This is a genomic window from Arthrobacter koreensis (assembly GCF_009193255.1).
In the GTDB taxonomy this organism is placed as follows: Bacteria; Actinomycetota; Actinomycetes; order Actinomycetales; family Micrococcaceae; genus Arthrobacter_B; species Arthrobacter_B koreensis.
The window spans coordinates 276,496-296,966 of the sequence record NZ_WACG01000005.1 but is presented as its reverse complement, the minus strand read 5'-3'; the positions used below and the strand labels follow the sequence as shown (position 1 = coordinate 296,966).

The following is a 20,471-nucleotide window of genomic DNA, read 5'->3' as shown; positions in this document are numbered from 1 at the left end:
CGCTTGGGCTGGGATTCCTGACGGTGCGCAGGAGCTAGGACCGGGCAGCCGCCTGGGCCGCAGGCACCGAAGCCGCGGCCGGTGCGGCCGCCGGCGCCGCCAGCAGTTCGGAGAACGCCAGCTCGGCGGCACCAACCAGCAGCAGGTCCGCGCCGAGCGCCGCCCGGCGAATCTCCACCTGCCGGCCCAGGCCGCCGATTCCACCCTGGGCTACGGCATCCTGCAGCCGTTCCGGGTCGAAGGAAAACAGGACTCCGAGGAAGCCTCCCAGCAGGATGGTGCGCGGATTGAAGATGTTCACGAAGTTGACCAGTGCCTCGGCCAGCAGATCCAGCTGGCGGGCTGCCACGGCGTCGAACTCCGGCGTCCGGCGGCCGGACATGGCGGCTTCCAGTTCCTCGAGGTCTGCGTGCTCGAGTCCCAGCGGTGCCAGCAGCCCGCCCAGGTTCACCTCGGTTTCAAGGCAGCCGCGCCGGCCGCAGAAACAGGCCAGCCCGTCCGAGCGGACCAGCGTGTGGCCCAGTTCCCCCGCGAAACCCGCCTGCCCGCCCAGCGGCACACCTCCAACGACGGCGCCGCCGCCGATGCCGCTGGCACTTCCGTTGAGGTAAACCACGTCTGTCTGCCCCACACCGGCCCCGAAAACCGACTCGGCGAGGGTGCCGAGGGTGGCGTCGTTGCCCGCGAACGCCGGGAGTCCCAGCGCCCGGGACAGCGCCTGCGCGAATGGTTCATCCGTCCAGCCGAGGTGCGGTGCCAAACGCACGGATCCGTCCGCGCTGTCCACCAGCCCGGGCACCGCTGCGCCCACTCCCACTATCCGGTCCATCGTGGCCAGCTCAGCTGCCATGCCTTCCACCACCGCCCGGGTGATGCTCAGGGTTTCCGCAACTCCCGGCACGGCGGCGGCGTCGTACCGGACCCGGCGGTGCACCCTCCCGCCCAGGCCCACCAGGCCCACCGTCACGGCGTCGACGTCGGGATGCACTGCCAGCGCAGCCACACGTTCGTTGGGGTGGACCAGGGGGCTGGGCCGACCGGCGCGGCCGGCAGCGGCGGGCTCGGTCTCATACGCGAGTCCCAGGCGGGACAGCTCGGCGGCAAGTGCTCCGACGGTGGAACGGTTGAATCCGGTGAGGCGGGTCAGCTCGGCCCGGGACAACGCTCCGCGGCGGTGCAGCAGGGACAGCACCCGGGACAGGTTCTGTACGCGGATGCTGTCTGTGGCCGGTTTGCTCGGCATGCGCTGGGTCCTTTGCGGAGAGAACTGAACGCTTGATTGTTGCACGGAACACCATTTACAACACCACGTTGCGGCCGGAAAGCTCAGTCGTTAACCCATTGACAGCGGCTTGGGCCCTGCATATGTTGTTGACCACAACTAATTCAGCGGACCCACATTCTGGAGCAGAGCACCATGACAAAGACGCCAACACCTGCCGACCGCTTTACCTTTGGACTCTGGACCGTGGGGTGGACGGGCAATGACCCGTTCGGCACCGCGACCCGTGCAGACCTGGACCCCGTGGAGGCCCTCCACAAGCTGGCCGACCTGGGCGCCTACGGCGTCACCTTCCACGACGATGACCTGGTGCCCTTCGGTTCCTCTTCCCAGGAACGGGACCTGATCCTCAAGCGCTTCCGCGCCGCGCTGGCGGAAACCGGCCTGCAGGTTCCCATGGTCACCACCAACCTGTTCAGCCACCCGGTCTTCAAGGACGGCGGCTTCTCCTCCAATGACCGTTCGGTGCGGCGCTTCGCCCTCCGCAAGGTCCTGCGCAACCTGGACCTCGCCGCCGAACTGGGGGCCAAGACCTTCGTCATGTGGGGCGGGCGCGAAGGCGCGGAGTATGACGGCTCCAAGGACATCTCCGCGGCGCTGGACCGCATGCGCGAAGGCGTGGACACCGCCGCCGGATACATCAAGGACCAGGGCTATGACCTGCGGATCGCCCTGGAACCCAAGCCCAACGAACCGCGCGGAGACATCCTGCTGCCCACCGTTGGCCACGCCCTGGGATTCATCGCCCAGCTGGAACACCAGGACATCGTGGGCCTGAACCCGGAAACCGGGCACGAGCAGATGGCCGGGCTGAACTACACGCACGGCATTGCGCAGGCGCTCTGGGCCGGCAAGCTCTTCCACATTGACCTCAACGGCCAGAAGTCCATCAAGTATGACCAGGACCTCGTCTTCGGCCACGGTGACCTGACCAGCGCGTTCTTCACCGTGGACCTGCTGGAGAACGGCTTCCCGAACGGCGGCCCGGTCTACGACGGCCCGCGGCACTTCGACTACAAGCCCTCCCGCACCGACGGGTATGACGGCGTGTGGGAATCGGCAGCGGCGAACATGTCCATGTACCTGCTGCTGAAGGAACGCGCCCAGGCCTTCCGCGCCGATCCGGAGGTCCAGGAAGCCCTGGCCGCGTCCGGCGTCGGAGAACTGGCCGAACCCACGCTGGCGGCGGGGGAGAGCACCGCTGACCTCCTTGCGGACACCGCGGCGTTCGACGAGTTCGACGCCGATGCCGCCGCCCAGCGCTCCTTCGGCTTCATCCGGCTGAACCAGCTCGCCATGGAGCACCTGCTCGGCTCCCGCTAGGGGGTTTGCTAGCATCCATGGTTCCGGGCACTGAAGCCCGCTCTACCTGTTGAAAGGTCCGTTATGCCGCTTGTCGCAGGAGTGGACAGCTCCACGCAGTCCTGCAAGGTCGTTATCCGCGACGCCGAAACCGGGGCCCTGCACCGTCAGGGAACAGCCCGCCACGCGCCCGGGACCGAGGTGGATCCGGAAACCTGGTGGCGGGCACTGCTGGAGGCCGCCGCGGCCGCCGGCGGCCTGGACGACGTTGCCGCAGTGGCAGTCTCCGGACAGCAGCACGGCATGGTCTGCCTGGACGCAGACGGGGCAGTGGTGCGGGACGCGCTGCTCTGGAACGACACACGGTCCGCCGCCGCGGCCCGGCAACTGATTGAGGATGCCGGGCCCGACGGCGCGGCCTACTGGGCGGAAACCACCGGGACGGTGCCGGTTGCCTCCATAACGGCAGCGAAACTCAAATGGCTGGCGGAGAACGAACCCGAAAACGCCGCCCGGACCGCCGCAGTGTGCCTGCCCCATGACTGGCTGTCCTGGCGGCTGGCCGGGCATGGCCCGGGAAGCGGCGGGCTGGCCGCCCTCCGCACGGACCGCTCCGACGCTTCCGGGACCGGCTACTGGTCTCCGGCAACCGGCCAGTACCTGCCGGAAGTCCTGGATGCGACGCTCGGGCATGTTCCTGCGCTCCCGGTGGTCCTCGGCCCGCTGGAACCCGGGCTGCAGACGCCGGCGGGTACCGTAATCGGCCCCGGAACGGGGGACAACGCCGGTGCCGCGCTCGGCGTCGGCGCCACGGTGGGTGACGTAGTAGTGTCCGTGGGAACCTCCGGGACGGTTTTTGCGGTGACCGAGGATCCCACGGCGGACGTCACGGGCCTGGTGGCCGGGTTCGCGGACGCCACCGGCAACTTCCTTCCGCTGGCCGCGACGCTGAACGCCTCCCGGGTCCTGGATGCGACGGCAGGTGTGCTCGGCGTCGATCTTCCAGCGCTCACCGAACTGGCCCTGGCCGCCGAACCCGGCGCCGGAGGGCTCTCGCTGGTTCCCTACTTTGAGGGGGAGCGCACGCCCAACCTTCCCGAGGCGCAGGCCAGCCTGCACGGCATGACGCTCGCCAACTACACTCCTGTCAACCTGGCCCGTGCTGCCTTCGAAGGCGTGGCGTGCTCGCTGGCTGACGCCTTCCGTGCCGTAACCGGGCTTGGGATCGAGGCGCGGCGCGTCATCCTGGTGGGCGGAGGGGCGCGCTCGGTTGCCATGCAGCAGACGCTTTCCTCCGTGCTGGGGATGCCGGTGGACGTGCCGGAGCCCGGGGAATACGTGGCCGACGGCGCTGCCCGCCAGGCGGCCGCGGTGCTTTCGGGGGCCTGGCCGGAGTGGAAAACCCAGGACTCGCTGACGGTATCCGCCCCCGCGGCGCCGCAGGTGCTGGAACGTTACCGGGCCGCGGCGCAGCGTATGCACGGTTCCGCCAGCTGACCTGCGGCGAAGCAATACCTGTGGCAACGGCAAGCCTGTTTGCCATGGGTAAAAACTAATGGGTACTGTGACGGGCGTAACACCGGTATCCGGCGCACTGGAGCGCCGCAGAATTATGGACGGAATAAAGCAATGAAAGCTACCTGCAGTGAACCGCTGCAGCCGGATGGAACCGTCCGCTGGCCGTATTCCCATCCCGGCAGGCCCGCACCGGGCACCCGGGCATGAGCGCCCTTAAACCGGCCACCGCACCCCAGCAGGAATCACCGAAAACCGCGCCCGAGCGCGTCACGGACCGCGGCAGCATCCGGGCCCTGTGGTACCTCGTTCCCGCGCTGGTGGTCTTCGCGCTGTTCCTCTTCTACCCGCTGGGCCGGTCCGTCTTCCTCTCCTTCCAGGGCAGCGACCTCTTTGGCCGCCCCTCCGGATTCGTCGGATTCGACCAGTACATCCGCATGTTCACGGACAGCGGCTTCTGGACCGTCATGGGCGTAACCCTCGGATTCACGGTGCTGACCGTGATTCCCTCCATCGGCATCGCACTGGCGCTTGCGCTGCTGCTGCACCAGAAGATCAAGGGCATCCGGTTCTTCCGGACGGCCTTCGCCCTTCCGTTCGCCTACTCCGTGGCCACCGCGTCGGTCATCTTCGGCGTGATGTTCAACCAGGCCACCGGCGTGCTGAATGGCATGCTCGGCTTTTTCGGGTTTGACCGGGTCGGCTGGCTCACGGACCCGGCCTGGGCCCTGGTGTCGGTTTCCCTGGCCACGGTGTGGATGCAGCTGGGCTACAACCTGCTCGTGCTCTCCGCCGGACTCGGCGCGGTCTCCGAAGACGTGGTGGAGGCAGCCCGGCTGGACGGTGCCCACGGGTGGCGGATGCAACGGTCAATCATCATGCCGCTGCTCACCCCGCAGATGTTCTTCCTGCTGGTCACCGGAACCATCCACGCCCTGCAGAGCTTCGGGCAGATCCACATTCTCACCAAGGGCGGACCACAGGACAGCACCACCACACTCGTGTACTCCATCTACGAACAGGCATTCGCCAACAACAACTCAAACTTCGGCTACGCGTCCGCGCAGGCCGTGGTGCTTCTGATCATCGTGGTAGTGGTGTCCGCCATCCAATTCGGTGTCCTGGAACGGAAGGTCTTCTACCGATGAGCCGCACAGCAGCCCCCGCGCCCGCGAAGCCGCCTGCGGCAGCGGGCCGTCCCCGGGACCTGAAGAAGAGCCAGCGCCGTCCCCTGACGCCCGGCAGGCTCCTGACCTACGCCGCGCTGAGCGTCGGCGCCGTCATCGTCCTCTTTCCCGTCTACTTCGGTTTCGTCGGCTCCTTCATGGGCCCGGCAGACATCAACGCCTATCCGGCGTCGCTGTGGCCGTTCAACGGATTCCGGGTGGAGAACTTCGCCGGTGCGCTGAACTCGATCCCGCTCGGACGGCAGTACGTGAACTCCGTTGTCATGGCAGGCCTGATCACGCTGGGCCAGCTGGTGACCTCCCTGCTGGCGGCCTACGCGCTGGTCTTCCTGAAAGTGCGGGGCCGGGCCTTCTGGTTCGCCCTGTTCCTGTGCAGCATGATGGTGCCGGCCGAAGCCATCATCATCCCGAACTACCTGACCATGTCCTCCGCCGGACTGATCAATACGATTCCCGCGCTGACCCTGCCCTTCCTGGCACACGGATTCGGCATCTTCCTGCTTCGGCAGGCGTTCCTGTCCTTCCCGACGGAACTCTGGGAAGCAGCCAAGATCGACGGCGCCGGGCACTTCCGGTTCCTGATCTCGGTGCTGGTTCCGCTGTCCAAGCCCACCCTGGCGGCACTGGGAATCTGGGCCTTCCTCTCGGCCTGGAACATGTACTTCTGGCCGCTGCTGGTAACCCAGACCCCGGAGATGCAGACCATCCAGATTGGCATCACCCAGCTGCGTTCCGCGGACAACTTCAACGCCGGGCTTGTCCTGGCCGGAACGGTCCTGGCCATCATTCCCACCCTGCTGCTGGTCATCTTCGGTCAGCGCTTCATCGTCCGCGGCCTGACCGCGGGTTCCATCAAATAAACGCACCCCGGCCAAACACCACGGCTATCCGGAGCTCAGGCTCCGGCCAATCCTGAAGGGATATCCATTGCGAACTACAACCAGAGGACGCCGGCTGCCAATGATGGCCGCCGGTGCTGCGGGGCTTGCCCTGGTACTGTCCGCCTGCGGCGGCGGCAGCAGCACGGGCGGGGCCGGCGAAGCGCCCGCCGCGGATGCACTTGAGTCGGCTGACGGCGTCACCACCGTCAATTTCTGGCACTCGATGGACGGCACCAACGGTGAGACCCTGGGCAAGCTCATTGACGAATTCAATGCTGCCAATGAAGGCAAGATTGAGGTCAAGGGCGTTTACCAGGGCGACTACGACTCCACCATCACCAAGTACAAGGCCGCGGTCCAGTCCAACAGCACGCCCAGCATGGTGCAGATCTATGACATCGGCACCCAGTTCATGATCGACTCCGGCGCAGTGCTGCCCACCCAGGCCTTCATCGACCGGGACGAATACGACGTCTCGGACCTGCAGCCCAATATCGCCGGCTACTACACGATCGACGAGGACCTCTGGTCCATGCCGTTCAACACCTCGATGCCGGTGCTGTACTACAACAAGACCCTCTTCGAAGCAGCCGGGCTGGACCCGGAAACCGCGCCCGAAACCCTGGACGAGGTTGGTGAAGCAGCCGCCGCGCTGTCCAAGAAGAACGGCGGCCCGGCGGAGTTCGGCTTCAACGCGGCCATCTACGGCTGGCTCCTGGAGCAGGAAATCGCCGCCAACGGCGCCCTCTACTGCAGCCCGGACAACGGCCGCTCCGGAGAACGCGCCTCGGACTACAGCTTCAACAATGACACCGCCGTCGAGTTCGTGGACTGGTGGAAGGGCCTGGTGGCTGACGGGGTTGCCGGCAACACCGGCCGTGCCACCGCAGACGCACAGAACGCCTTCAAGAGCGGCACCATTGGCATGACCCTTGAATCAACGGGCGCGCTGGGCGGCATGCAGAAGGCTGCCGAGGAGCAGGGCTTCGAACTGGGAGTCGGCTTCTACCCGAAGATTGAGCAGAACGACTCCGGTCCCATCATTGGCGGTGCCTCGCTCTGGATCTCCGGCGAGGGCCACTCCGATGCGGAGAAGGAAGCCACCTGGCAGTTCATGCAGTTCCTCGCCGAGCCGGCCACCCAGGCCACCTGGCACACCGGAACCGGCTACTTCCCGATCTCCAAGGCCGCGCTGGATGAGCCGGAGGACGTCGCCTGGCGCGAGCAGTACCCGCAGTTCGACGTCGCCGTGCAACAGCTCGAGGCGACCGAACTGACAGCCGCCACCCAGGGCTGCGCCGCCGGCTCGATGCCGCAGGCCCGCAAGGCCGCTGAGGACGCGCTGGAAGGCGCGCTGCTCGGCGGAGACAGCAAGACGGAGCTGACCAAGTCCGTTGACGCGCTCAAGACTGAAATCGAGAACTACAACAACTCAGTCCAGTAACCCCGTCAGCACCAGCTGACCCTTTCGAGATGACAGAAACTGCCCGTATGAGCGCTCATACGGGCAGTTTCTGTCATCTCGAAGCGTGTGTTCCGGGGTAGTGTCCCGGCATGGGCACTAACTACGTCATCCGGCCGGAAACCCCCGCAGACTACGCCGCAGTGGAGAACCTGACCCGCGAAGCGTTCTGGAACGTGTACCGGCCGGGGGCGGTGGAGCACTTCCTGCTGCACCGCTACCGCTCCCTGCCGGACTTCGTTCCGGAGCTCAGCCAGGTCCTGGAAGCGGAAGGCAGGATCCCCGGCCACATTCTGTACAGCCGTGCCGAACTTCACCGGGAGGATGGAGCTGTGCTGCCCATCCTGGTCTTCGGACCAGTCTCCGTCCTGCCGGAATACCAGAAGCGCGGCTACGGCGCGGCGCTGATCGGGCACACCCTGACCGAAGCCGCGGAAGCCGGCTTCGGCGCCGTTGTTATTACCGGCAGTCCGGAGTATTACCGCAGGTTCGGGTTTGCGGAGGCGAAGACACTGGGAATCTCTTACGACGGCGTTCCCCGTGACGAGCCCACTCCCTACCTGCAGGCGCTTGAACTGCGGGAGGGCTACCTTGCCGGCGGCCCCTGGGTTTACCGGGACCCGCCCGGCTATGTGGCGAGTGACGAGGACGTGGACGCGTTCGACGCCCGCTTCCCGCCGAAGCAGAAGCTGAGGCTACCCGGCCAGCTCTGAAAGTGCCAGCCTGCGGGGCCGTCACCTCCGGCCAGCGTTCGGGTGCTGATTGGCAGGACCCCTTCAGTGGAGGCGCCCGCAGGCCTACCCTTCGGGGTATGACGCAGGATCCAGTCCAGTCCAACCCCGGCAACTACTCGGTGGTCTTCGAGAATGACCGCGTCCGGGTGCTTGAATACCGGGATACCCCCGGACACCGGACCGTTGTCCACCGGCACCCGGACAGCGTGATGGTCACCGCGAGTTCCTTCCGCCGCAGGCTAATCTCCGGCGACCACGAGCGGGAGGTTGAGCTGCCCGCCGGTACGGTCCAATGGCTGCCAGCCCAGGAACACGTCGGTGAAAACATCGGCGAGACGGACACCCACGTGTTCTTCGTCGAACTCAAGGAGTAATTCAAGAATCCTTGACCTATTTCAAGAGTTACGTAACTCTTGAAGACATGACTTTGCAAGACGACCGGCTGCAGGCACTTGAAGAACGTGTTGCCGCCCTGGAAGAACGGCTCACAGCCTCCCCGCCGGAGGGCAACCCGGCAACTGATGATGTCTTCTGGGCGCTGAACGGTATCCGGGAGCGTTACCCGGCGCCGGGGGCGGTTCTGTTCGCCGGTACCGCCAGCACACCGGGCGGCGAACGGTACGAGTACCAGTACGGCCTCGAAACAGGTCACCTGCTCGACGCCGACTGGGCACCCTTCGCCGACTCGCTCGCCGCCCTGGGCAACCCGGTGCGGCTGGCGATCCTGCGCGCAGTCCTGGGCGGAACCGAGACCGTGGCCGGCCTGGCCGAGGAGCTGGGAGCCGGGACAGCCGGGCAGATCTACCACCACGTGAACCAGCTCAGCGCCCAGGGATGGCTCGCGGCCCACGCACGTTCCCGCTACCGCGTACCGGGGGCCCGGGTCATTCCGCTGCTGGCAATCCTGACCGCCGCCGCTGGAGGGAACTGACATGCCTGAAACCGTTATCCGCGCCAGGAAACTGACGCCCCGCCTGATCGCCGGAGGTGCCGCGGCCGCCGTCGTCCTGCTGTGCGGCCTCGCCGCAGCGCCGTGGCCGCCGAGGCTTTCCGGGAACGTCACCGGCGATTCAGCACTGGCCGAACGCGTCCGGCCGCTGCTGACTGCGCCCGCGGACCAGGTCAGCGTCGCGTACATCGATGGGGAGGGCATCCGGTACGCGGGCTTCGGAGCGGATGAACATACCCAGTACGAGATCGGTTCCGTCAGCAAGACCTTCACCGCCTCGCTGCTCGCCGATGCCGTGGACCGGGGTGAGCTCACGCTGGAGACCACGGTTGCGGACATTCTGGGGGAGGACCTCCTGGATCCGGATGCTGAAATTGGCACCGTGACCCTGGCCGAGCTGGCGAGCCACCGTTCCGGGCTGCCGCGGCTGGCGGCGGGTCTCGAGACCCTGTCCTCCCTCCTGGCCGGGCAGCTGCTGAACCGGGATCCCTATACCGCCTCACCGGACCAGGTTCTGGAACAGGCGCAGGCCTCCTGCCTGGACGGCCGCGGAACGGCCACCTACTCGAACCTGGGTTACGCCTTCCTCGGCCAGCTGCTGGCCAAAGCCGCGGGCACCAGCTGGGAAGAACTCCTGGCTGAGCGGGTGCTGGCCCCGGTGGCGCTGGATGAGACCTTCGCCCCGGTCACCGTGGAGAACCTACCCGACGGCGCTCCCACCGGCCGCAGCGCTGCCGGCCGTGCGGAACGGGCCTGGACAGCCAACGGCACGGCGCCTGCGGGCGGAATCCGGTCCACCGCCGCTGACCTGGTGCTCTACGCCCGGGCCCAGCTGGACGGAACGGCCCCGGGCGCTGCGGCGCTGGAACCGCAGTGGGACGACGGAAGCGGCGGCAGGTACGGCCTGGCCTGGGTGGTTGAGGAGCACGGGGACCGGGAAATCACCTGGCACAACGGGCAGACCGGTGGATTCTGGTCCATGGTTGCCCTGGACCGCGACGCCGGACGCGCCGTGGTGATGCTCTCCAACGTCTCTGCCGGACAGGAACGAGCAGTGTTCGAGCTATTGGCAGGAGGGCCCGAATGATCCCCGCGATTATCGGCTGGGTCCTTCCGCTGGTGCTGATGCTCTCCTGCAGCTTGGTGGCGGCTTCCGCCTGGACGAGCAGCGGTCCCGCAGCAGCGCGCAGCCGGCGGCGACTGCTGGCCGCCCTGCTGGAGACCGCGTCTGTGGCTGTTTTTATGCGGCTCGTGGTCGAATGGTCGCCGGTCACCATCTGGCTTTGGGTGTTGTCCGTCGCAGCATTGGCTGCGGGTACGGCCGGAACCGTGATTCGCTGGGATTCACTGCCAAGGACAGCGTCCGTCGCAGACGCGGCACCCGGGGCGGACCCGGCAGCCGCCCGGGCGGAGTCCACGCGCGGTCGACGCGGCGGGCAGTCCCGGGAACCGGGGACAATAGCGTTCGGCAGCTACGCGCTGGTGCTGGCTGCTGCGGTGGCTGTTTCTGCGGCCATCGGCTGACCGGCCGGCTCACTCACCGCCAGCAAGCCCTGCAGGAACCTGGCAGCGGCTACCTCATCCTCTATGCCTCCGCCCTCATGGCCGTTATACGGCCAGACAAGCAGCTCCTTGGTCCCGGCATAGTTGTTATAGGCGGCGTACACCGTGGAGGGGGGAGTCACCTCGTCCATCAGCGCCACCGAAAACAGCGCCGGCACCGTGGCGCGGCGCGCGAAGTTGACGGCGTCGAAGTACGAGAGTGTGCCCAGAACCCGCTCCGCCTGCGTCCGGTGAACAGAAAGGTAATCTCGGACTTCCCGGTACGGATACGCGTCAGTCACCTGCACGGCCCGCGGCAGGTCCGAAAGGAACGGAACGTAGGCGCAGACGGCTGCCAGCCCGGGAGCCAGCGCTGCGGCGGCCACCGCCGATGCACCGCCCTGGCTGCCGCCTACCGCTGCACAGCGGGCGGGATCCACGATGTCCAGGGACTGCAGCGCAGCGACTGCCCGCACGGCATCGGTGAACAGCCGCCGATAGTAATAGGACTGCGGATCCGTAATGCCGCGCGTCATCACCCCCGGGACCTGCGGGCCGGCACTCCCGGAAGCATCCGGCGTCGCTCCCTTGCTCCAGCCTGCACCTTGGCCCCGCGTATCCATCTGCAGGTGTGCGAAGCCAGCCGAGGCCCAGAAGAGGTTTTCGGATGCGTCGCCGCGCCCTCCGCCGTAGCCCACAAACTGGACGACGCCGGGCAGCGGCCCGGATGCGCCCGCCGGCACCCGGAGCCACGCCCGGATGGGTTCGCCGCCGTAGCCGTTGAAGGTTACGTCCCAAACATCCACGGTGGACAGCACCGTATTAACGCGTTCCAGCCTGACGTCCAGCGGATGGGCCTGTGCCTCCGCCAGGGTCTGCGCCCAGAAAGCGTCAAAGTCCTCCGGGTCCTGCTGGCTGCCCAGATAGGCGGCCAGCTGGTCAGCGGGCAGATCCGTATACACGTAGATTCCTCCTAGGGGGCCGTGACGTCCACCGGCACTGAATCGACTGCCTCACTGTGAACTTCCTCAATGTGAACTTCACAGTGCAGCCGCCGGTTGTGGTCCACCGAGCGTACCGGTCCACTGAGCACAATTCCGGCACTCAGGCGGATGTCGGTGCTGGAGGCCCCAAACCGCAGCTCCAGTTCTCCCGGCTCCACCCGCCGCTTCCCGTCCACCCCGGTGAAGGACGCCAGGTCCGCCGGAACCGTAAACCGGATCCGGGACGATCCGCCCGCCTGCAGCGGCACCCGGGCATAGCCGATCAGCCGCTGCACGGGCCGCACCACTGACGCCACCGGATCGTGCAGGTACAGCTGGACCACCTCCACGCCGTCGCGCTGTCCCGTGTTCGTTACGGTCAGGGAGGCAACGGCTTCACCGGCGGTGCCGATCTCTCGGACCTCAACCGCCAGAGAGTCCCAGGCAAACTGCGTGTAGCTGAGCCCGTGACCGAACCCGAAGGCCGGCGTCGGGTCGATGCTGGAGACGTCCGTGGGTCCGGCCAGCGGCGCTGCCAGATACGTGGCGGGCTGGCTGCCCGGCGTCGCCGGGACGCTGACCGGCAGCCTCCCGGACGGGTTGACCGCCCCGCTGAGCACACGCGCGACGGCGGGCCCGCCTTCCTCGCCCGGGAAAAAGGCCTGCACGACGGCGGCGGCCCGGCTCACCGCGGTTCCCAGCGCATAGGGGCGGCCGGTCATCAGCACGGCCACCACCGGGGTTCCGGAGTCCAGCAGCGCATCCAGGAGCTGCTGCTGCACACCGGGCAACACCAGCGATTCGACGTCACATCCCTCGCCGCTGGTGCCGCGGCCAAAAAGCCCGGCGCGGTCACCGAGTGCCGCAATCACGACGTCGGCGTTCCGGGCCGCTGCCACGGCGGCGGCTATTCCGGACGCGTCAAGATCATCGATTCCGCAGCCGGCAGCGTACGCGATGCTGCTCTCCGGGAACTGGTTCCGCAGCGAGGTGGCCACCGTGGGCAGGTCGATTCCCGCGGCGGTTTCCGGGAACTGCGAGCCGACGTGTGCCGGGAAGGAATAGCAGCCCAGGAACGCCATCGGGTTCTCCGCATTGGGGCCAACGACGGCGATGCGCGCCGGCGCCTGCAGCGGCAGGATTCCGTTGTTGCTGAGCAGGACAATCGACTCCTCCGCCAGTTCCCGGGCCAGCTCCCGGTTTCCGGGCGGATCCAGGTCCACCGTGGACTGGACGGCTTCGAGGTCAGCGGCCCCGGCGGGAAGCGCCTCCGGGGCCGGGGTCCAGTCCTCATCCAGGAGGCCAAGGCCGATCTTCTGCAGCAGGACGCGGCGCGCGGCTGCGTCCACCAGGGCCGGATCAACCCGGCCGGCTTTCAGTTCTTCGAGCAGGTGCTCCCCGTAGGCGTCGACCGTTGGCAGCTCCACGTCGACACCGGCGGCCAGCGCTGCGCCGGCCGCCTCGCCGCGGCTTCCCGCCACACCGTGCAGGTCCTGCAGGAACCCGATGCCGAAGTAGTCGGCCACCACGGTGCCGTCGAATCCCCAGGTGTCCCGCAGCAGCCCCGTCAGCAGCGAATGGTCGGCCGCGGAGGGAACGCCGTCGGTATCGGTGTAGGCATGCATTACCGAGCGCACGCCGGACTCCCGGACCGCCATTTCGAACGGCGGCAGGACGACGTCGGCGAATTCCCTCGGCCCCATGGAAACCGGCGCGAGGTTCCGGCCGGCCCGGGAGGCAGCGTAACCGGCGAAGTGCTTCAGCGTGGCCACCACTCCGGCCTGCTCCAGGCCCTGGATGTAAGCCGTGGCAATGCTGCCCACCAGGTACGGGTCCTCACCGATGGTCTCTTCCACCCGGCCCCAGCGGGCGTCCCGGACAACGTCCAGCACCGGTGCCAGTCCCTGGTGGACGCCCACCCGGCGCAGGTCCTCCCCGATCGCTCCGGCCATGCGGCGGACCAGCTGAGGATTGAAGGTGGCACCCCACGCCAGCGGAACCGGATACGCCGTCGCACCCCAGGCCGCGAACCCGGCCAGGCACTCTTCGTGCGCCATCGCGGGGATGCCGAACCGGTTGGAGGCGGCGATCCGCTCCTGGGTGCGCATCAGGGACAGGGCGCCGGCGCCGGCGTCGACCGGTTTGGTGCCGAACGGGCGGGTCAGCTGGCCCAGCCCGGCAGGCAGGAGCGACTCAAGGTCCGGTGGCTGGTTCATCTCATGCTGGTGCGGTGCCACCTCGGCGCCGTCGGCTGATGCGCCGACCCACACGCCGATCAGCTGGGCGGTCTTCTCCTCCAGGGTCATTTGGGCGAGCAGGGCATCCGCGCGTTCGGCGGGGGGAAGGGAGGCATCCCGCCAGGGGACGCGCTTGGTGGTGGTGTTCGACATGGGTCACTTTCCGCCAGCGCCCATGAGGCCCTGGACTAGTGCGCGGCGCGCAAAGAGGTAAACCAGCAGCACGGGAATCATCGAAAGCATCACCGCGGCGAGGATGCCGGGGACGTTGATGCCGTACTGGGTCTGGAAGTTGAAGAGGCCAAGCGTGATGACCCGGGTGGACTCCGACTGGGTCAGGATCAGCGGAAGCAGGAAACCGTTCCACCCCTGCAGGGCGGCGAACACGGCGATCGTGGAGATCCCCGGCTTGGACAGCGGCAGCACCAGCCGGAGGAAGGTCCGCCAGGTTCCGGCGCCGTCCACGGCCATCGCCTCGTAGAGCTCCGGGGTGATGTCCCGCATGGTTCCGGAAAGGATCAGCGTGCAGATCGGCAGGGCGAACGCCGCGGTGGGCAGGATGATGCCCAGCAGGGTGTCATAGAGTCCCACCGTGTTGATCAGGTAGAACATTGGAACGATCACCGCCTGCACCGGAATGGCCAGGCCCAGCAGGAAGAACCGGAAGATGAGCGTGGTGGTGCGGGACTGGTTGCGCACAATGGCGTAGGCCAGGGGCGGCACCACCAGCAGCACGATTCCCACCACTCCGCCGGTGACAATCAGGGTGTTCAGGAAGTACAGCCCGAACCCGCTCTGGAACACACCGGCGTAGTTCTCCAGCGTGAAGCTGGTGGGAAAGGAGAGCGGTCCGCCGGCGCTGAAGTCGCTGCGGGTCTGGACGCTGGCCGCAATCATCACGTACAGCGGCAGGGCAACGATCAGGAGCCAGACGACGGCGGCGGCTCCGGCAATGTAATTGGGGCGCGTGCGCATCTAGACCCCTTCCAGCGTGCTGCGCATCTTGTCGTAGCCGGAGACCTTGACCATGATCAGCGAGATGGTGGTGGCTACGATCACGAGTACCAGGGCCACGGCGGCTCCGATGCCGAAGTCGAAGCGGCGGAAGGCCTGTTCGAACATGTAGAAGGCCGTGATGGTGGTGTCCGTTCCCGGCCCGCCGTTGGTGAGGATCAGCACCGTCTCGAAGGTGGTCAGTCCGCCCACCACCATTAGGATCACGGACGTGATGATGGAGTTGCGAAGCTGGGGGAGCGTGATGCTGAAGAAGGTCCGTGCCCGTCCGGCGCCGTCGATCTCCGCGGCCTGGTAGAGCACCTGCGGAATGGCCCGTGCCGCGCCCTGGTAGATCAGCGTATGGAACGGCGTGAACTGCCACATGCTCACAAAGATGATGACGCCGATTGCCGTTGCCTGGTGCCCGAACAGGTTTCCGTCCCCGAACAGCCAGCGGAACTGGGAGGGCACGCCGAAGTTGGGATCCAGCAGCGCCCGCCACAGCACCGAGATGGCGGCCGAGGAGAGCAGCAGCGGCACGAAGTAGATGGCGCTGAGGACAGCGCGGTTGCGCTGCGGTCCGGCAGCCCACACGCCCAGCAGCATGCTCACCGGCGTCTGCGTGGCAACACCGAGGACGATGAAGAGCAGGGACAGCCAGAGGCTCTTGAGCATCACCGGGTCCCCGGCGAGTTCCTGCCAGTTCTCCATGCCGACGAACTTGGGCTCGCCGATGCCGCGCCAGCTCATGAAGGACAGGACGACGACGGCGATCAGCGGGATCACGGCGAAGAGCAGGAAGAACACGGTGGCCGGCAGGGTCCAGGCCAGCCCGGGACGGGTTGAGCGGGCCGAGCGGCCGGCGGCTGCCGGACGGACCCGTTCGGATCCGTCCGGCAGCGCCGGCGGCTTGGGAGGAAGCAGTGCAGTCATCAGATGGAGTTCCTAGAGGCCCTGCATGGCGGCGATGAAACCGTCCTCGTCGATCCGTCCGCTGAAGAAATCGGACATGGCGCCGTGGATGGCAGGGGTCGCCGAGGGCGGGTAGGCCTGGTCCCAGGAAAGCTGGAAGGCCGGTGCCTGTTCCACCAGCCCGTACTGGAAGCGGGCGTAGTCCGGATCCGCGGACGCGTCCAGGAACTGCTCGGTGTTGGTGGTGGTGGGCAGGTTGCCGATGGCCACCTGCTCCTGGACGAAGTCATCCGAGTACATCAGCTTGAGGAAGTCGCGGACGGTGTCCGGATACCGGGTGTTCGCCAGGACTGAGTAGAAGTTGTTGGTGTTGCCGACCAGGTTGGCAGGGTCTCCCTTGCCGCCGTCGATCGTGGGGAACTCGCTGTAGCCCAGGGCGCCGGACTCCACGAATTCGGGAGCCGCGTCCTGGTGCGTTGAGTAGGCCCAGGAGCCCATCAGCTCAAAGCCTGCCTGGCCGCTGGAGAGCAGCGATGCGGAGCCGCCGTCGGTGAACTTCACGGACTGGAAGTTGGTGCCGAAGGCGCCGGAGTCAACCAGTTCGCGCAGCATGCCCAGGGCTTCCCGGCTTTCCTCGGAGTCCCAGACTTCGGTGTCCCCGGCGAGGGCGCTTTCAAAGAGTTCGGGTCCGGCGACGCGGTCATACACATACTCCACCCACATGAGGGTGGGCCACTCGTCGGCACCGCCGAGCGCAATGGGGGTGACGCCGGCGGCCTTGAGCTTCTCCACTGCGTCCAGCAGCTCGTCCCACGTTTCCGGAGCGCCGTCGACGCCGGCACTGGCCAGGACCTCTTCGTTGCTGAAGAGCATGACCGGCTGGGTTCCGCGCATGGGAATGCCGTACGCCTGCCCGTCCACGACGGCGGTGTCAAAGACCGAGGGGAGGAAGGCATCCTTGAGCCGGGGGTCCTCCTCGATGAAGTCATCCAGCGGCATCAGCAGGCCGGCGTCCACATAGTCCGTGATGGATCCGCCGCCCCAGTTGAAGAAGATGTCCGGGGCAGAGTCCGTGTCGATGACGGTTTGCAGTTTCTGCTGGTAGTCGGCCCCGGGGATGGTGTCCAGGACGACCTTCACGTCCGAAGTTTCGTTGAACTTGTCCACCATGGCCCGCTCGACGTCGTTGGCGGCGTCGCCGTAGACCAGGACGTGGACCTCATTTTCCGGCCGGTTGCTGGCAGCGGATTCCCCGCTGTTCGAACAGGCGGCCATAGACATGCCGAGTGCCAGCGCACCCGCGGCTGCGGTAGCTGGTTTCAGCCAGCTGCGGTTGTTCCTCATTGAACTGCTCCTCACTGGAAGTTCTTCCGGGAAGCGGGCTCCGAAAGTTTCGAAACACTTGCCGAAAGTTCTGGAATGCGGCTAGCTTAAAATGCAGGAATGTGATGCGCAACACTTTTTGGCTGCGTCTTCGCGCCGGGAACTTTCGCACGGAGGAGAAACACATGGCAGAAACGCCTGCGGCTGGGCGCGTTACCCTGGCTGAGCTTGCCGCTGAAGCGGAGGTCTCGCTGTCCACGATTTCGAAAGTTCTCAACGGGCGGTCTGATGTTTCGCGAAAAACCCGGACGAAAGTTGAAGCCCTCCTGGACGGGCACGGCTACCAGCGGCGAGCGAGCCGCGGCACCAAATCCGGGCTGCTGGAACTGGTGTTCCATGAGCTGGAAAGTGCGTGGGCACTGGAAATTATCCGCGGCGTGGAGAACGTGGCCAGGGAACACGGGCTGAGCGTGGTGCTCACCGAGAGCGGCACCCGGCATTCACCCGGGCCTGAATGGGTGGAGGGTGTGATCGCCAGGCGGCCGGCCGGCGTCGTGCTGGTCTTTGCCGACCTGGCGCAGGAGTCCCGCCGGCTGCTCGAATCCCGCGGCATACCGTTCGTGATTATTGACCCGGCGGGGGACCCGGCGCCGGATGTTCCCTCGGTGGGATCGGCGAATTGGGCCGGCGGAATGATGGCGACCCGCCACCTCATCGACCTGGGGCACCGGCGGATCGCGGCGATCACCGGGCCGGAGGACCTGATGTGTTCCCTGGCCCGGATTGACGGTTACCGGTCAGCGCTCAATACAGCTGGACTGGACTTCGATCCGGGACTGGTGCGGTACGGGAACTTCCACGTCGACGGCGGACGCGACCACGCGCTGGACCTGCTGGCCCAACCTGAACGGCCCACCGCCATCTTCGCCGGCAGCGACCTGCAGGCCCTGGGAGTGCTCGACGCCGCCCGGCAACTGGGAATTTCGGTTCCGGAGCAGCTGTCCGTGGTGGGCTATGACGATCTGCAGGTGGCCCGCTGGTCCTCGCCCGCCCTCACCACAGTGCACCAGCCGCTGATCGAGATGGCCGAGGAGGCCACCCGCATGGTGCTGATGCTGCGGGACGGGGAGCAGCCCAAGAACACGCGGCTGGACCTGTCCACGTCCCTGGTGGTCCGGCAGAGCACTGCTGCTCCGCCGGAGGGGGTCAACTAGCCTCTGGCCAGGAGTGTTGCAGGCGGACGCGGGTGCTGGCACGGGGCAGGGCCTCGCTGAGGGGGAGGGGCCTGCGTCCCCGCGAAGGTGGAGCGGCGGTAGCTCCGGCGCGGGGTTTTCCGGTGCTCTCTTCGGGGCCGGGCTCCGTGGTGGGGCTCTGTCCGGGGTCCGCGTCCTGAGTCGCATTGCAGTCGCTTTGAGCCAGGGGCGTGGATCCTGTGTCGCAATAACGCTGGTCTGAAAGGTTGAGAGGGGCGTTTCTGCAGCACAGGATGAACAGGGTTGGTGCTTTGGTGCGGTGCCGTGCGTCCTGTGTCGCAATACCGTCGTTCACAACGGCTCGTAGGAACGTTAGTGCAGCACAGGATGCGAACTCCTACCGCTAAGCAGCGTTATCGCATCAGAGGATGCCCACGACGTTTCGCCGTCGGGTGCAGCCCCGGCAGGCACGGCGCCCCCGCCACCGGCCCCCGCCGGCACGCCCGACTGGCTAGGCCTGGTCGGGCGTGCCGATGCCGTCTGGCTGCGGAGCGGCACCCAGCCGTCGCCCGCCGCGGCGGTAGGCCGGCGTCGTCGCCAGTACGAGATTGATCATGAGCGCGCAGCCGATGATCACCCCGGCCATCGACAGTGCCGATCCGCCGAAGACTCCAACCAGCGGGCTGATGAGGCCGGCAAGTCCAACCTGGAGACAGCCCAGCAGGGCGGCGGCTGTTCCGGCCATGTGGCCGTAGCCGTCCAGTGCCAGGGATGTGGCGTTGGAGAAGATGAAGCCGAGCATGCCCAGCGTCACCCAAAGTCCGGCAACCAGGCCCACCACACCGCCGAACCCGGTGGCGATGATGACCGGCAGGATCAGCGCCAGCAGGAGCAGCACCGGTGCTGCGATGCGCAGGATCCCGGCTGACGGGAACCGGTTCAGCAGGGACGCATTGACCTGCGAGGAGACCACCATGGCGACACCGTTGATGGCGAAGACCAGTGCGAAGGTGGCGGGGGAGAGGCCGTACTCTTCCTGCATCACGAACGGTGAACCGACCACGTAGCTCATGATGATGCCCATGGACAGGCCGGGAATGACGGCGAACGCCAGGAAGCGGCGGTCGCGCAGCAGGATCCGGTAGCCGCCGGGCTTGCCGGACTTCGGGGTGCCCTTCTTCGCCTTGGCCAGGCGGCGTTCGCGGGGAAGCGTTTCGGGCATCCAGCGCCAGACGATGACCACCAGGATCACCCCGATCAGCGCCAGCGCGTAGAACACAGCCCGCCAGGCCCAGATGCCGGCAACAGCCTGGCCCAGCGTGGGGGCCAGCAGTGGCGCGAGGCCGATCATCAGCATCAGCCGGGACAGCAGGCGCGCGGCATCGGATCCGGTGAACCGGTCCCGGATCACCGCGATGGCCACCACGGAGGCAGCAGCGTTGAAGAAGCCCTGCATAATGCGCAGGCCGATCAGCAGGCCAATGTTCGGCGCGATCGCACAGAGCAGGGAGGTCACCACGTGCATCGAGATGCCGATCAGCAGCGGCAGCCGCCGGCCGAAGCGGTCGGACAGCGGGCCGATGACCAGCTGGCCAACGGCGGTTCCCAGCAGGGTGCCGGAGAGCGTGAACTGTGCCGCCGTCGTCGTCGTCGCCAGGTCCGAGGCGACCTCAGGCAGCGCCGGAAGGTACATGTCGGTGGTCACGGCGGGCAGCGCGGCGAGGGCACCGAGCATCAGGATGTACTTCAGGCTGCGGGAGCGGGAGGAGGTGCGTGCGGGGGAGGTTTTGGACACCGGGGAAGTGCTCCTAAGCAGGATTATGAAGACGGTGGGCCTCGGCCAGTATAGTCCCGCCGAAAGGCCAGTTACGGCTCGTTTCAACGCTCAAAGGAGCCGTAACTGCCCTTTCGGCGGGGAGGGGGCGGGAAGCGTTGACCGGGGAAGGGCGGAGTTTCACACTGGAGGAACATTC

General features: G+C 66.9%; 18 protein-coding genes. 11 read left to right on the top strand and 7 right to left on the bottom strand.

From position 1 onward, the window contains the following. Positions 1-34: 34 nt before the first annotated feature. The gene (locus GD628_RS12075) at positions 35-1,243 is read right to left on the bottom strand and encodes an ROK family transcriptional regulator (RefSeq protein WP_152274863.1); all 1,209 of its coding nucleotides are present in this window, start codon (positions 1,241-1,243) and stop codon (positions 35-37) included. Positions 1,244-1,417: 174 nt separating this feature from the next. Between GD628_RS12075 and xylA the strand changes: the two genes are divergently transcribed. The 10 genes from xylA to GD628_RS12025 all read left to right on the top strand — a co-directional run bounded on the left by xylA (position 1,418) and on the right by GD628_RS12025 (position 10,836). Next, the gene (gene xylA, locus GD628_RS12070) at positions 1,418-2,605 is read left to right on the top strand and encodes a xylose isomerase (RefSeq protein ID WP_152274862.1); all 1,188 of its coding nucleotides are present in this window, start codon (positions 1,418-1,420) and stop codon (positions 2,603-2,605) included. A 63-nt stretch (positions 2,606-2,668) separates the two neighbouring features. After that, positions 2,669-4,081 carry a xylulokinase gene (locus GD628_RS12065; protein WP_152274861.1) on the top strand — a complete coding sequence of 471 codons (1,413 nt, stop codon included), beginning with the start codon at positions 2,669-2,671 and terminating at the stop codon, positions 4,079-4,081. A gap of 224 nt (positions 4,082-4,305) precedes the next feature. Continuing rightward, on the top strand, positions 4,306-5,247 hold the full coding sequence (locus GD628_RS12060) for a carbohydrate ABC transporter permease (RefSeq protein WP_091607246.1): 942 nt from the start codon (positions 4,306-4,308) through the stop codon (positions 5,245-5,247). After that, positions 5,244-6,146: a carbohydrate ABC transporter permease gene (locus GD628_RS12055; RefSeq protein ID WP_091607244.1), complete on the top strand. Its 903-nt coding sequence runs from the start codon at positions 5,244-5,246 to the stop codon at positions 6,144-6,146. Before GD628_RS12060 ends, GD628_RS12055 begins: the two co-directional genes overlap by 4 nt. Positions 6,147-6,213: 67 nt before the next feature. Beyond that, positions 6,214-7,611, top strand: a complete 1,398-nt coding sequence (locus tag GD628_RS12050) for an ABC transporter substrate-binding protein (RefSeq protein ID WP_226802514.1) — start codon at positions 6,214-6,216, stop codon at positions 7,609-7,611. Positions 7,612-7,721: 110 nt separating this feature from the next. Next, positions 7,722-8,342, top strand: coding sequence for a GNAT family N-acetyltransferase (locus tag GD628_RS12045; RefSeq protein ID WP_152274860.1), 621 nt, complete (start codon positions 7,722-7,724; stop codon positions 8,340-8,342). Positions 8,343-8,440: 98 nt separating this feature from the next. Then, the gene (locus GD628_RS12040) at positions 8,441-8,737 is read left to right on the top strand and encodes a cupin domain-containing protein (RefSeq protein WP_152274859.1); all 297 of its coding nucleotides are present in this window, start codon (positions 8,441-8,443) and stop codon (positions 8,735-8,737) included. 47 nt (positions 8,738-8,784) lie between these two features. Beyond that, on the top strand, positions 8,785-9,294 hold the full coding sequence (locus tag GD628_RS12035) for an ArsR/SmtB family transcription factor (protein WP_152274858.1): 510 nt from the start codon (positions 8,785-8,787) through the stop codon (positions 9,292-9,294). A gap of 1 nt (position 9,295) precedes the next feature. Further along, entirely contained in the window at positions 9,296-10,399 is a 1,104-nt protein-coding gene (locus GD628_RS12030; RefSeq protein ID WP_152274857.1) for a serine hydrolase domain-containing protein, read from the top strand. Beyond that, positions 10,396-10,836, top strand: a complete 441-nt coding sequence (locus GD628_RS12025; RefSeq protein WP_152274856.1) for a hypothetical protein — start codon at positions 10,396-10,398, stop codon at positions 10,834-10,836. Before GD628_RS12030 ends, GD628_RS12025 begins: the two co-directional genes overlap by 4 nt. On the opposite strand, the gene GD628_RS12020 is transcribed toward GD628_RS12025, so the two are convergent. From GD628_RS12020 to GD628_RS12000, 5 genes are read right to left on the bottom strand one after another with little or no spacing between them, the layout of a single operon-like run. Next, positions 10,785-11,816 (bottom strand): acetylxylan esterase, encoded by a 1,032-nt coding sequence (locus GD628_RS12020; protein WP_152274855.1) that lies wholly within the window; start codon positions 11,814-11,816, stop codon positions 10,785-10,787. The genes GD628_RS12025 and GD628_RS12020 overlap by 52 nt on opposite strands. A gap of 11 nt (positions 11,817-11,827) precedes the next feature. Continuing rightward, entirely contained in the window at positions 11,828-14,227 is a 2,400-nt protein-coding gene (locus GD628_RS12015) for a beta-xylosidase/alpha-l-arabinosidase (RefSeq protein WP_152274854.1), read from the bottom strand. Between the two features lie 3 nt (positions 14,228-14,230). Beyond that, positions 14,231-15,049 carry a carbohydrate ABC transporter permease gene (locus GD628_RS12010; RefSeq protein WP_152274853.1) on the bottom strand — a complete coding sequence of 273 codons (819 nt, stop codon included), beginning with the start codon at positions 15,047-15,049 and terminating at the stop codon, positions 14,231-14,233. After that, a complete protein-coding gene (locus GD628_RS12005) occupies positions 15,050-16,003 on the bottom strand; it encodes a carbohydrate ABC transporter permease (protein ID WP_152274852.1) in 954 nt (317 codons plus the stop codon). It abuts the gene before it with no gap. 12 nt (positions 16,004-16,015) lie between these two features. Beyond that, positions 16,016-17,326 carry an ABC transporter substrate-binding protein gene (locus GD628_RS12000; RefSeq protein WP_152274851.1) on the bottom strand — a complete coding sequence of 437 codons (1,311 nt, stop codon included), beginning with the start codon at positions 17,324-17,326 and terminating at the stop codon, positions 16,016-16,018. Positions 17,327-17,490: 164 nt separating this feature from the next. Between GD628_RS12000 and GD628_RS11995 the strand changes: the two genes are divergently transcribed. Continuing rightward, complete coding sequence (locus GD628_RS11995) at positions 17,491-18,519, top strand: LacI family DNA-binding transcriptional regulator (protein ID WP_226802513.1); 1,029 nt, start codon at positions 17,491-17,493, stop codon at positions 18,517-18,519. Between the two features lie 490 nt (positions 18,520-19,009). On the opposite strand, the gene GD628_RS11990 is transcribed toward GD628_RS11995, so the two are convergent. Continuing rightward, the gene (locus GD628_RS11990) at positions 19,010-20,293 is read right to left on the bottom strand and encodes a multidrug effflux MFS transporter (RefSeq protein WP_226802512.1); all 1,284 of its coding nucleotides are present in this window, start codon (positions 20,291-20,293) and stop codon (positions 19,010-19,012) included. Between the last annotated feature and the right edge of the window lie 178 nt (positions 20,294-20,471).